Source organism: Streptomyces cahuitamycinicus (genome assembly GCF_002891435.1).
Lineage (GTDB): Bacteria > Actinomycetota > Actinomycetes > Streptomycetales > Streptomycetaceae > Streptomyces > Streptomyces cahuitamycinicus.
The window spans coordinates 1-13,051 of the sequence record NZ_POUC01000216.1 but is presented as its reverse complement, the minus strand read 5'-3'; the positions used below and the strand labels follow the sequence as shown (position 1 = coordinate 13,051).

The window sequence follows — 13,051 nt, the reverse complement described above, 5'->3', positions numbered from 1 at the left end:
CCCGCCCGGACAAGAAGACGAGAGAGCAGCAGCGACGCCGACTGGACCGGGCCCGGAAGGACGCCGAGGCGGCCGGGCGCGAGCTGCGGGAGCTGCGCGACGAGGCCGCGGCCGCCGGACGGGCGGCCGGAGAGGCGAAGCAGCAGGTGGACGCCCTCCAGCAGCGCGTGGAGGAGCTGACCGGCGAGCTGGAGCGGGTCAGGAGCGAACACCAGCAGGCTCGCTTCGCCGAACGGACGGCCCGGGAGCGGGCGCGCACGGCCGACCGCCGGGTCCGTGAGGCCGGCCGTAAGGCCGCGACGGCCACCGCCCAGCTCGAACGCCTGACCTCATCGGACGCGTGATCGACGGACCGGCGCGGCGGTGCGTACCCCCTCACGCCCCCCGACGGGCCATCATCCGACTGTGACTCAACTCACACCCCTCGGCGGGCCGTCCCGCACGGCCGCACACGCACGACATCAAAATTGAACCGTTCGTTTTCTTGAACCGGTCGTGTTTATGTGGCTAGGTTGTCCGCATGACCGCATCCGGGAACCCGACCACCGCCGAGGAACTGCGCGGTGCCGGCCTGAGGGTGACGGCCGCCCGCGTCGCGCTGCTCGACGCCGTACGGGACGGTGACCACCTCGGCGCCGAGGCCATCGCCTCCGAGGTGCGCGGCCGCGTGGGCCACATCTCCGTCCAAGCCGTCTACGAGGGGCTGCACGCACTCACCGCGGCGGGACTGATACGCCGCCTCGACCCACCCGGCAGCCCGGCCCTCTACGAGGGGCGGGTCGGCGACAACCACCACCACCTCGTGTGCCGGTCGTGCGGAGCCGTCGCCGATGTCGACTGCGCGGTCGGCCACGCTCCCTGCCTGACCGCGTCCGACGACCGCGGCTTCGCCGTCGACGAGGCCGAGGTCATCTACTGGGGCCTGTGCCCCGCCTGTTCCACCGCTCGCAGTTCCTGAGCGGGATCCACCCGAGCGTTCCTGAGCACGTGATCCACCCGAGCACCGTGATCCACCCCGTCCGGAAGGATTTCCATGACTGAGAACCACGACGCGATCGTCACCGACCCCAAGTCGGAGGAGGCAGGAGGCGGCTGCCCCGTGGCCCACGGCCGCGCCCTGCACCCGACCCAGGGCGGCGGCAACCGGCAGTGGTGGCCCGAGCGGCTCAACCTGAAGATCCTCGCCAAGAACCCCGAGGTGGCCAACCCCCTCGGTGAGGACTTCGACTACGCCGAGGCGTTCCAGGCACTCGACCTCGCCGCCGTGAAGAGCGACATCGCCGAGGTACTCACCAGCTCGCAGGACTGGTGGCCGGCCGACTTCGGCAACTACGGCCCCCTGATGGTCCGTATGGCCTGGCACAGCGCCGGCACCTACCGCATCAGCGACGGCCGCGGCGGCGCCGGCGCCGGCCAGCAGCGGTTCGCCCCGCTCAACAGCTGGCCCGACAACGGCAACCTCGACAAGGCCCGCCGTCTGCTGTGGCCCGTGAAGAAGAAGTACGGCCAGTCCATCTCCTGGGCCGACCTCATGATCCTCACCGGCAACGTCGCCCTGGAGCAGATGGGCTTCGAGACCTTCGGCTTCGCCGGCGGCCGCGAGGACGTCTGGGAGCCCGAGGAGGACGTGTACTGGGGCCCCGAGACCACCTGGCTCGACGACAAGCGCTACACGGGCGACCGCGAGCTGGAGAACCCGCTCGGCGCCGTCCAGATGGGCCTCATCTACGTCAACCCCGAGGGCCCCAACGGCAACCCGGACCCGCTCGCCGCGGCCCGCGACATCCGTGAGACGTTCCGCCGCATGGCGATGAACGACGAGGAGACCGTCGCCCTGATCGCCGGCGGCCACACCTTCGGCAAGACCCACGGCGCCGGCCCGGCCGACCACGTCGGCGACGACCCCGAGGCCGCCTCCATGGAGGAGCAGGGCCTGGGCTGGCGCAGCACCTACGGCACCGGCAAGGGCGGCGACGCCATCACCTCCGGCCTGGAGGTCACCTGGACGAGCACGCCGACCCAGTGGAGCAACGGCTTCTTCAAGAACCTCTTCGAGTTCGAGTACGAGCTCGAGCAGAGCCCGGCCGGCGCCAACCAGTGGGTGGCCAAGGACGCCCCGGAGATCGTTCCGGACGCGCACGACTCCGCGAAGAAGCACCGGCCGAAGATGCTCACCACGGACCTGGCGCTGCGCTTCGACCCGATCTACGAGCCCATCTCCCGCCGGTTCTACGAGAACCCGGAGCAGTTTGCGGACGCGTTCGCCCGCGCCTGGTTCAAGCTGACCCACCGTGACATGGGCCCGAAGTCGCTGTACCTCGGCCCGGAGGTCCCGGCGGAGACCCTGGTGTGGCAGGACCCGCTGCCGGAGGCCGAGGGCGAGGCCATCGACGCCGGCGACATCGAGACCCTCAAGGCCAAGCTCCTGGAGTCGGGCCTGTCCGTCTCGCAGCTGGTGTCCACGGCGTGGGCCTCGGCGTCCACCTTCCGCGGCAGTGACAAGCGCGGCGGCGCCAACGGCGCCCGGATCCGCCTCGAGCCGCAGCGCGGCTGGGAGGTCAACGAGCCCGACGAGCTGGCGCAGGTCCTGCGGGTCCTGGAGGGCATCCAGCAGGAGTTCAACTCCGGCGCCAAGAAGGTCTCCCTGGCCGACCTGATCGTCCTCGGCGGCACCGCCGCCGTCGAGAGGGCCGCCAAGGAAGCCGGTTTCCAGGTGCAGGTCCCCTTCGCCGCCGGCCGTGTGGACGCGACGCAGGAGCACACCGACGCCGAGTCGTTCGAGGCGCTGGAGCCGACCGCCGACGGCTTCCGGAACTACCACGGCAAGGGCAACCGCCTGCCGGCCGAGTTCCTGCTGCTCGACCGGGCGAACCTGCTCACCCTGAGCGCGCCGGAGATGACCGTCCTGGTCGGCGGCCTGCGGGTGCTGGGCGCCAACTACCAGCAGTCCCAGCTCGGCGCCCTCACCAAGACGCCCGGCTCGCTGACCAACGACTTCTTCGTCAACCTGCTCGACCTGGGCGTCGAGTGGAAGTCGACGACCGAGGACCAGACCACGTTCGAGGGCCGCGACGCCGCCACGGGCGAGGTCAAGTGGGCCGGCTCCCGCGCCGACCTGGTCTTCGGCTCGAACTCCGAGCTGCGCGCCCTGGCCGAGGTCTACGCGAGCGACGACGCGAAGGAGAAGTTCGTCAACGACTTCGTCGCGGCGTGGGTCAAGGTCATGAACCTGGACCGGTTCGACCTGGTCTGATCACCTCCGCATGACAGGACGCCCCGGGCCGACGGCCCGGGGCGTCCCGCGTCGCCTCGGGAGGGCGTTGCCTGAGGGACCGTCAACAACCGTTCAAGGTAAGAACATCACTTACCCAACTCTCACCATGAAAGGGCAAGGAACGCGACCGCGCCCGGAGGTGGGCATACGTTCGGGTCGTGAACACTGATTCCGCCGCCCACAGAGGCGCCGGCCGTGCGCCGCACCCCTTCGCCGCCGCACGGCCCACCACCGGCGGTACCGTCCGCCGCACCCTTCTGCGCACCGCCCTGACCGGGGCCGCAGCGCTCGGCGCGGGCCTCGGCGCCGCCCGGCCGGCAACCGCCGCCACCCCGAACCGGGACGCACCTCCGAGGCCCGTCACCCCCGCGGAAGCCCTACGGGAACTGGCCGCGGGCAACCGCCGCTGGCGCGCCTTCCGGGAACGCCACCCGCACGAAGACCCCACCCTGCGCCGGACGCTGGCCACCGGCCAGCACCCCTTCGCGGTCGTACTCGGCTGCATCGACTCGCGCGTGCCCCCGGAGCTCGTCTTCGACCAGGGCCTCGGCGACCTGATGACCGTGCGCACCGCAGGTGAGGTGCTGGACGAGGCCGTCCTCGGCAGCGTCGCCTACGGTGTCCTCGAACTCGCCATACCCCTGGTCGTCGTCCTCGGGCACCAGTCGTGCGGCGCGGTCCGGGCCGCCGTCGAGGCGGAGGAGTCCGGGACGAGACTGCCCGCCCACATGCAGTACCTCGTCGACCAGATAGGGCCGGCCATCGACCACGGCAAGGAAGGGGACGCCCGGATCGACGCGACCGTGAGCGCCAACGTCCGGCTCGTACGCTCCCGGCTGGCCGCGGAACCCGAACTGGCCGCCAGGATCGGCACGGGCGAGCTGGCGATCGTCGGTACCCGCTACGAACTGACCACCCAGGCGGTCCACCGCCTGGCCTGACCACCGCCCGGTCCGCTGCGCGGCAGCGGACCGGGCCGTGCCTCACGCCCGCAGCGGGTTGTACCGGGCCGCCGCCATCAGGTACCAGGCGGTCGCGCCCGTGTGCCGGTACGGGTAGTAGCCGAAGCCGAACCCGGTGTCCAGCGGACTGCTCGCTGACACCACCCCGCAGCGCTCGGGCAGCGTCTTCCCGCCGACGGTCTGACCGCCGCCCAGCAGATCCTGGGCCTGTTCGGTGGACGCGATCAGCCGCCGGGCGCGCGCCTCGTCGCCCCGCGCCCCCCTGTCGCGCAGCGCGAGCGCGAGGTGGGCCGTCCCCTCGAACCACACGCCGTTGCGGTCGGGCCTGGGCTGGCCGGCCCCGATCGGGGCGTCCTCGTTCGCGAGGAGGCTCGCCGAACTGAAGGTGACACCCTTGTACGACTGCCCCGCGGGCACCGTGCTGTTGGGACGCCCGGAGTGGTCCGTGACGGCCAGTTCGGCCGCGGTCCAGTCCAGCGAACGGGCGTGGCGGCGGGAGCCGAGTGCGAGGTGCGTCCAGGTCTGGGTGTCCTCCGGGACCGGGGAGGTGTTGACCGTGACACCGTCGTTGGTGCCGGTGTAGAAGAAGCCGCCGGCCGGCTCCCACATCCGCCGCACGAACGCCTCGGCCCGCCCCCGTCGTTCCAGCCACACCCGGTCGCCGGTGAGCCGGGCGAGCCGGCCGAACAGGCAGACCAGGTCGGTGTTGTGCTCGGTCGAGGTGAACGGCAGCTTCTGATCGGCCCCGTCGACCCCGAACTTGAAGCCGCCGAGCGGTTCGTCGGTCCGGCCGTTCCGCTCGATCCACTCGCCGATCCGCACGGCACCGACCAGGAAGCGGCGCGCCCCGGTACGCCGGGCGAGAGCGCTCAGCGCGATGCCCGCCCAGGCCATGTCACCCACGGCGGTGCCGGTGAAGCCGAACTGCGTCCCGACGTTGACGGTGCCGTCCGCCCGTACGAAGCCGTCCGGCTGGAGCGAGCCGTCGTAGAAGGTGTACGGCCCGACGTTGTAGGCCTGCCGGAGCCTGCCGTCGTCGTACGCCGGGTCGTGGCCCTGGGCATGGAGCAGCGCGTCGCCCAGCGCCTTGGCCCTGTCCAGGCCGGCTGAGGTCCGGGCCGCGAGGTGGGCGAGGACCGCGAGGGCGTTGTCGTAGGTGAACGCGGTGCTGAACAGGCCGGCCTGGTCGGTGTAGCTCTGGGCCAGACGAAGGGCACCGTGGTCGGGGTAGGCGTCCATGGCGGCGGCGAGGAAGGCCAGTCCCCGGGCCGGGGCCGATGCGGGGCGCGCACCGGCGGCACCGGCGGCACCGGCCGCGACGGCCTGCCCCGAGCCGGCGGCGGTGAGTCCCGCGGCACTGATGCCGAGTCCGGCACCGATGAGCGAACGCCGGCTGAGCGCCGGGCCTTGTCTGCCAGTCATGGATCTCCCTTGAGAGCGCTCTCAACCAGTGGGCGCTCATTCTGCTGGCGCTCCGCTGCCGGGTCAACGCTCTGCTCTGAAGGGAGGGTTGGTCAGGGGGCGCCAGGGGGGAGGAAGCCGAACGCTGAGCGGATCACTCGCAGACGATCTCGTCACGCGGGGTGTAGTGCGTGCGGTACGGCTCCCGCTTCACTTCCCGGCCGTCGTCGTAGAAGACCCGCTCCACGGTGACGTCGAACCCTTCGAGCGGTGTCTGCGGGACGCACTCCTTGTCGTCGCTCACCTTCTTCCGCGGCTTCTTCACCTCGGTGCGCGGGCCCGTGACCGACTTGATCTCGTCGTACTCGCGGGTGCCGAGGAAGGAGACGGTGACGGAAGTGTCCGTCGACTCGGCCTGGATGTAGACGGCGTTGCCGGAGTCGTTGGCGAACCGCAGGTCCAGGCTGCCCCAGGCGACCGTCGCCTCGCGGCCCTCCGGGTAGCGCTCGATGTAGAACGAGTGCGCTCCGTGCTCCACGGGCTTGAGCCCGGCGAAGAACAGCGCGTTGTACACCGTCGTCGCCACGGACGAGACGCCGCCGCCGGACGCCTTCGTGAACTTGTCGTCCAGGATGATGATGCCGTCCATGAAGCCGTTGGCCTCGGTGCGCTCACCGACGGTCCGGTTGAAACTCCAGGTCTCGTCCGGCATGACGACGGAGCCGTTGATGAGCTCCACCGCCCGGCCTATGTTCTTCGTGCGGTACTCGGCCGGTTCGAAGTCGACGGTGAAGGAGGACATCTTCTCCGTCAGCCCCAGCTCGGCGGCGTTCTCGCGGGTCACCTCCGGCCGGGTCTCGCGGACCTCGACCTCGCCACTGCGGGCGGCGCCCGACTCGGTGAGCAGTGGCAGCACGGCCTTGCCCAGCGCCTTGTCGGTGACCGACCGGCCCACCGTGGCGTCCTCGGCGACCACGGCCTCGTCGCCCTCCGGCCGCAGCGTGGCGTTCTCGGCGGTCGTGGTGATGTCGTCCAGGGGGCCGGCCACGGACGGCTCGGTGCGCAACCCCTTCACGTCGAGCTTCGGTCTCAGTGTGCCGCCGCCGTCCGGCCGCATGGTCAGATGCTCGCCCAGTGCCTCCTGGCCGACGGTGAAGCGCCGGCCGGCGGCGGTGAGCGTGACGGGGCCCGACATGGCCGGTTCCGCGAAGGTGTGTACCGCCCGCTCCACCTCGTCGGCGGTGACCTCGGGCCGGGTCTCGCGGGCGGGCAGGGCCGTGGCCGTGCGGGTGTCCCCGCGCAGGAAGGACTCGCGCAGGGGCCGGACCGCGGCGTTCACGTCCAGCGATTGCCCCGTCCGCGGCGTGACCGCCTTCACCCGGCCGTCGTCGAACGCGACGCCGCCGTCCCTGACCTTCTGGTCGAGGCCCTTCGCCAGCTGCCCGAGGGCTGCCCGGGCCTTGTCCTCGTCGAGGCTCACGACCGGCTCGATGTCGCCGCCCGAGCGGAAGAGCCCACCGAACACGCTGACCGGATCGGCGCCGGTGCGCGCCGCCCGGTCGACGGTCCCCTCGACGTCGTAGGAGAGGCCCGCGCGCTCCGGATCGACACTGCCCGTTCGGTCCCCGACCTTGACGGGCAGCTCCCGGGCGCCGGCCGCGCCCAGCTCCCGATCCAGCTTCCGCACCGCCTCCGCGCGGCTCAGCCCTCCGATGTCCACCCCGCGCACGGTCGTGCCCGAGTCGATCTGGCCGCCCGTGAGGAGCAGTCCGGCGAGATACAGACCACCGGCCCCCACGGCCAGCGCGCCGCCGGCCAGGGCGACGGGCGGGAGGGAGGTGATGCGCGGGACGAGGGCCGTACGGGGGCGCATGGGGCTCCAGAGGATCGATACGAGGGTGCACCCGATGACGCGACGATGCGCGGGCAAACACATCAAGTTATCCACACATCAGGGGCGAACCGGTATGGCCCAGACCACTTATGTCCGAGATCATTCCGGAACCGGCCGGACCGGCCCGCCGCGGGGCACGGGCACAGAGTGGTAACGACGAACAACGGTCCGGTCGTTGACACGGTCTAGGCCACCATGAAGATCTCTTTCCTGATTCACAACGCCTACGGAATCGGAGGCACGATCACCACCACGTTCAACCTGGCCGGGGCCTTGGCCGAACGGCACGACGTGGAGATCGTCTCCGCGTTACGCCACCGGGAACACCCCAACCTCGTCCCGGATCCACGCGTGCGGCTGCGGGCGCTGGTGGACCTGCGCAAGGAGGCGGACCATCCGCTGCACCAGAGACCGGCGAAGGTGTTCCCGCCCGCCGAGTACCGCCACCACCAGTACAGCGAGCTGACCGACCAGCGCATCGGCGAGTGCCTCGCAGCGCTCGACGCCGATGTCGTCATCGGCACCCGCCCGGGCCTCAACGTGCACATCGCCCGCCAGGCCCCGCAGCACGTCGTGCGCGTCGGCCAGGAGCACCTCACGCTCGACAACCACTCGCCGCGGCTGCGCACCGCCCTGCGCCGCGCCTACCGCCGCCTCGATGTGATCACCACCGTCACCGATGCGGACGCCGCCGCCTACCGGCGCAAGATGTGGCTGCCCGGCGTCCATGTGGAGTCGCTCCCCAACAGCGTCCCCGACCCCGCCCTGTTTCCCGCCGACAGCACCGCCAAGGTGGTGATCGCCGCGGGCCGCCTGGTGCCGGTCAAGCGCTACGACCTCCTCATCGAGGCGTTCGCCCAGGTCGCCGCCGCGCACCCGGACTGGCAGCTGCGCATCTACGGCAAGGGCGAGGAGCAGCCGCGGCTGCGGGAGCTCATCGAACGGCTCGGGATGTGGAACAACGTGTTCCTGATGGGGGCGGCCACCCCCATGGAGGCCGAATGGGCCAAGGGCTCGATCGGCGCGGCCGCGTCGAACTTCGAGCCGTTCGGCATGACCATCGTCGAGGCGATGCGCTGCGGACTGCCCGTCGTCAGCACCGACTGCCCCTACGGCCCCGGCGAGATCATCGCGGACGGCACCGACGGCAGGCTGGTACCGGTCGGGGACCGTGACGCGCTCGCCGCGGCCCTGCTGGAACTCGTCGGCGACGACGAGCGCCGCCGCCGCATGAGCCGGGCCGCCCTGGACAACGCGCGCCGCTTCGCTCCCGGCCCCGTCGTCGCCCAGGCCGAACGCCTGCTGGAGGCCGCCGCCGCGGCCAGGATCGCCGGCCGGACGGCCACCCCGCGGCACCACCGCACCCAGAGCGCCCTGGCCGGCCGTGGCCACGCCGCCCGCGACGCCGCTCACGCCGCCGCCGCCGGCGTACTGCGCTCGATACGGAAGGGAAGCCGATGAGCACACCGGAGGACAGGACGCCGGGCGAGCCGCGTGAGGGCGTGACGCCGGCCACACAGCAGGTGCCGCCGGGCACACCGCAGGAGGACGTGATGCCGGGCGTGCCCTGTCGGGGGGCGACGCCGAGCAGTTCGCGAACCACAAAGACGAGCCCGCAGCACGGCTCTCATCTGCGCGTCGACTGCGCGATCGACATCGACGGCCGGATCACCTTCCGTCTGCCGCCGATGCACGGCGCGCATCCCCGGCTGCTCCTGCGGCTGCGCCCGAAGAAGGGGCGTCCGGAGACGACCCGTCACCTCCTAGACCTGGAGTCCGACCGGTCCGACGGTCACCGGCACGCCGTACTGGAGCCGCACCCCGTCCTCGACGAGGGCCGCTGGGACCTGTACCTGCTGCCGGAACCCGGTGCCGAGCGCATGCGACTGCGCCCCGGCCTGCGGGATCTGCGCAGCCTCGTCGACGGCCACCTGCGCGACCGTCCCGCGCCGGTCGCGGTCAGGATCCCGTACGTCACGAAGGACGGCTTCCTGGCCCTGAGGGCATGGCGGCGCACCGCCCACGCGGAAGCCCGCGCCATCGACGTCACGGACCGGGGCGTGACGGTCACGGCCCGCCTGCACGGTGCCGAGCTCCACGCGGACGCCACCGTGCGTCTGCGCCTGCGCGGCACCGACACCGTACGGACCCTCCGCCCCCGGACCGACGGCGACGCCCGGGGCTTGTCCTTCACCGTCGGCCCCAGGGACCTGGCGGGCGACGGCGGGGGAGCGATCCGCGTCTGGGACGCCTTCGTCCACCCCACGGACGGAGCACCGCCGATCAGGGTCGGCCGGCTGCTCGACGACCTGGCGGACCGCAAGCACGTGTACGTCTACCCGGCGACCGAGACGGACGGTTCCGCCATCCGCCCTTACTACACCGTCGACAACGACCTCGCGATAGAGGTGACGTAAGACCGATTCGCCGAAATGCCCGAAATGAAAATCCCTGGAGTTTCGGATGGTCGTTTCGGTGATGCGCCGCGACAGCGGTGTGTGGATTCTGTGCAAAGCGGCCGCAAAAGGGGTCAGGGCCTTGTTCACAACGGCCGCAAATCGGGAGGGGGCTTGCGGCCATAACCAAACTCAAGTACCTAGATGAATCATGAACCTGTTCAACCGCGTTGTGCCGTCCCGCCGGCAGGCGCAGCTCCCCCCACAGCGCCCCGTCGGCGCACCGGCATCGTCCACTGCCGTGCTGCCGAACCCCAACCTGGCCGATCTGTCCGGTGAATGGGTCGTCGACCCCGCGCACAGCCGGATCGGCTTCTCCGTCCGGCATGCCATGGTGACCACCGTGCGCGGTTGTTTCCTGGAGTACGAAAGCCGGCTCTACTTCGACGCGTACGACCCCACACGGTCACGGGCCGACATCACTCTGTTCACCTCCAGCGTGGATACCGGGGTGGAGCAACGCGACGCGCACCTGGTGGGCCGTGACTTCCTCGACGCCGCGACCTATCCGCGTATGCGCTTCACCAGCACGGGGGTGCAGCAGACGGGCGCCGACCTGTTCAGCATGTCGGGGGAACTGACCATCAAAGGGGTTTCCCGTCCCCTCGTACTCGATATGACCTACATCGGAAATGTCACCGACCCCTTCGGCTACGACCGGGTCGGCTTCGACGGCACCACCACCATCAACCGCTCGGACTGGGGCCTGACCTACAACAGCAGGCTGGCCGAGGGCGGCGCGATGGTGAGCGAGAAGGTGCGCCTGCAGCTCGACATCGCTGCCATCCGTACGCCGTCGTCGGGCGGCTGAGGGCGCTTCACGACGCCGCGTCGGCCCCGGCCACGCCCCGGAACGTGGCCGGGCCGAGCGTGAGTACGCCGTCGCTCAGGGGGCTGCACCGCACGCCGCCCCGGCCGCGCAGGGCCCGCTGCGCGGCCGGGGTCGATGGCCATGTCCCTCCCCGCGCGGGACCGGGCGGTGCACAGGGCCCGGAGGCTTCAGCCCGTCACTCCCGCCGCCCGGGTCCGCGGTCCTCGAGCGGAGCCCGGCCGTCCGCCGACTCGCCCGCGGTCAGGTGCTCCAGGACCTCGACGAGTTCCTGGCAGGCGCGCTCCACGGAACGCCGTGTGTGGATCTGCTCGGTGATCACCGCGGACAGGATCAGGGCGGTGAGTGCCATCGCCCCGTTGAAGGCCTGCAGCTTCATCATCACCTCGACGCGGCCGAGCCGTTCGAACGGTCCGACCCGGTCGGTCGCCGCCACCGTGGTCATGACCGAGGCGAACAGAGCGCACAGCAGGCTGCCGGCCAGCTGGAACCGCAGAGCCGCCCAGATCAGCAGGGGATAGACCAGGAACAGCAGACTGACGGAGCTGTGCGCGGCCAGGGGGACGAGGCAGCAGGCGATGACCGCGAGCCCCACGGCCTCCTTCCAGCGCGACAAGGGCAGCGGCAGACGCACCCGGGACAGCAGGAGCAGCACCGGCGTGACGATGAGCACGCCCATCGCGTCACCGACCCACCAGGCCAGCCAGACCGTCCAGAAGCCGGGCTGTTCGATCTGGTCCGTGGCGAGCAGGGTGCCGGCGCCGGTGGTCGCGCTGATCAGCATCGTGGCGAACGCGCCGAGGAAGACCAGGGCGAGACCGTCCCGCAACCGCGCGAGATCGGTGCGGAAGCCGGCCCGCCGCAGCAGCAGGTACCCGACGACCGGGGCGGCCGTGTTGCCCGCCAGGACGCAGAGAGTCGACGGCGTCAGGGAGGTGAGGGACAGGATGACGAAGCAGGCGCCCAGCGCGATCCCCGGCCAGCAACGCAGCCCCAGGATCAGCAGGCAGGCCACCGAGAGGCCGGTGGGCGGCCAGATGGGGGTGACGACCGCCCCCTCGACGACCAGTTCCCGCAACAGCCCCAGCTGCGCCGATCCGTAGTAGCAGGCGGCGACGGCCAGCGTCTGCAGAGCGACGACGACCGGCGTACGCAGATCCTGGCTACCCACCACAGCAGCCATGAGACACCGAGGCCGCCGCCCCGGCGAGGTGGGACTGTGTGTCGTGCGGCCCTATGGCTGAGCGTCCGGCCCGTCGAGGCCGACCACCAGGACGGCGGCGTCGTCGTCGTGCCCCACACGCTCGGCTCCCTTGATCACGGCAGCCGCGAGCGCGTCCACGTCCATGCCCGCCACCGCCGCGATGCCCGCGAGCCGTGTCACCTGGTCGAGTCCCTCCTCCAGCCGCACCGACGGGCCCTCCACGACACCGTCCGTGAGCAGGACGAACACACTGCCCGTGGTGAGCTCGTACCGCGTCACCGGGTACGGCATCCCCGCCTGCACGCCGAGGGGCGGCCCGCCCTCGTCCTCGGTGACGCCGGACTTCCCGTCGGCCGTGGCCCAGACGCAGGGCAGATGACCGGCCCGCGCGCTCTCCAGCACCCCCGCACACGGGTCGAGCCTCATGAACGTGCAGGTGGCGAACAGGTCGGAGCCCAGGGACAGCAGCAGATCGTTGGTCCGGGCCAGCACCTCGCCCGGTTCACCGGTGACGGAGGCCAGCGCCCGCAGCCCGGCCCGCACCTGCCCCATGAAGGCCGCGGCCTCGATGTTGTGGCCCTGTACGTCACCGATGGCCAGACCGATCCGGCCGTCGCCCAGGGTGAAGGCGTCGTACCAGTCGCCGCCCACGTTGAGGCCTTGGCACGCGGGTGTGTAGCGCACGGCCAGGTGCAGGCGACGGGCGACGGGCAGGTCTCGCGGCAGCATGCCGCGCTGCAGTGCGATCGCCAGCTCGACCCGGGACCGCTGCATCTCGGCCTGCGCACGGGCCTGAGCCGTCAGGGCCCCGAGCCTGGTCAGCAGCTCGTCGCCGTCGTCCGTCGGGCCGGTGCGGGACATTGATCACTCCGGCGAGGATGGCCACGGCAGGTGACGACCCGAGGAGGCAAATCACCTGATTTACGTCCATAGGATGATACGCAGGTGAACGCTTCCACGACGACTTCACACGGTCCGGGAGCCCTCACCCAGTCGGCGCTCCGCCTCGGGATCCGGCCGCCGCCCCACCG

Annotated in this window: 10 protein-coding genes and 1 pseudogene; 7 read left to right on the top strand and 4 right to left on the bottom strand. The window is 71.3% G+C overall.

The features are described from left to right. The 4 genes and pseudogenes from C1J00_RS25630 to C1J00_RS25615 all read left to right on the top strand — a co-directional run. Positions 1-344, top strand: a pseudogene (locus tag C1J00_RS25630) (hypothetical protein); the annotation flags it as partial. Positions 345-520: 176 nt separating this feature from the next. Further along, entirely contained in the window at positions 521-958 is a 438-nt protein-coding gene (locus C1J00_RS25625; RefSeq protein WP_102911405.1) for a Fur family transcriptional regulator, read from the top strand. 75 nt (positions 959-1,033) lie between these two features. Continuing rightward, positions 1,034-3,253, top strand: a complete 2,220-nt coding sequence (katG, locus tag C1J00_RS25620) for a catalase/peroxidase HPI (protein ID WP_102911404.1) — start codon at positions 1,034-1,036, stop codon at positions 3,251-3,253. 179 nt (positions 3,254-3,432) lie between these two features. Beyond that, complete coding sequence (locus tag C1J00_RS25615) at positions 3,433-4,215, top strand: carbonic anhydrase (RefSeq protein ID WP_180989693.1); 783 nt, start codon at positions 3,433-3,435, stop codon at positions 4,213-4,215. Positions 4,216-4,257: 42 nt separating this feature from the next. Here C1J00_RS25615 and C1J00_RS25610 read toward each other — a convergent pair whose 3' ends face one another. After that, positions 4,258-5,658 (bottom strand): Tat pathway signal sequence domain protein, encoded by a 1,401-nt coding sequence (locus tag C1J00_RS25610; RefSeq protein WP_102911403.1) that lies wholly within the window; start codon positions 5,656-5,658, stop codon positions 4,258-4,260. Positions 5,659-5,791: 133 nt separating this feature from the next. Beyond that, positions 5,792-7,510, bottom strand: coding sequence for a VanW family protein (locus C1J00_RS25605; RefSeq protein ID WP_102911402.1), 1,719 nt, complete (start codon positions 7,508-7,510; stop codon positions 5,792-5,794). Positions 7,511-7,726: 216 nt separating this feature from the next. Here C1J00_RS25605 and C1J00_RS25600 point away from each other — a divergent pair, with 216 nt between their 5' ends. The 3 genes from C1J00_RS25600 (at position 7,727) to C1J00_RS25590 (ending at position 10,798) form a co-directional block, all read left to right on the top strand. After that, the gene (locus C1J00_RS25600) at positions 7,727-8,992 is read left to right on the top strand and encodes a glycosyltransferase family 4 protein (protein ID WP_102911401.1); all 1,266 of its coding nucleotides are present in this window, start codon (positions 7,727-7,729) and stop codon (positions 8,990-8,992) included. Beyond that, entirely contained in the window at positions 8,989-9,948 is a 960-nt protein-coding gene (locus tag C1J00_RS25595; protein ID WP_245936501.1) for a transferase, read from the top strand. The genes C1J00_RS25600 and C1J00_RS25595 overlap by 4 nt, the downstream gene beginning before the upstream one ends. Positions 9,949-10,138: 190 nt before the next feature. After that, positions 10,139-10,798, top strand: coding sequence for a YceI family protein (locus C1J00_RS25590; protein ID WP_102911400.1), 660 nt, complete (start codon positions 10,139-10,141; stop codon positions 10,796-10,798). 196 nt (positions 10,799-10,994) lie between these two features. Here C1J00_RS25590 and C1J00_RS25580 read toward each other — a convergent pair whose 3' ends face one another. Beyond that, positions 10,995-11,990 carry an MASE1 domain-containing protein gene (locus C1J00_RS25580; protein WP_102911399.1) on the bottom strand — a complete coding sequence of 332 codons (996 nt, stop codon included), beginning with the start codon at positions 11,988-11,990 and terminating at the stop codon, positions 10,995-10,997. 60 nt (positions 11,991-12,050) lie between these two features. After that, positions 12,051-12,881 (bottom strand): PP2C family protein-serine/threonine phosphatase, encoded by an 831-nt coding sequence (locus C1J00_RS25575; RefSeq protein ID WP_102911398.1) that lies wholly within the window; start codon positions 12,879-12,881, stop codon positions 12,051-12,053. Positions 12,882-13,051 lie beyond the last annotated feature (170 nt).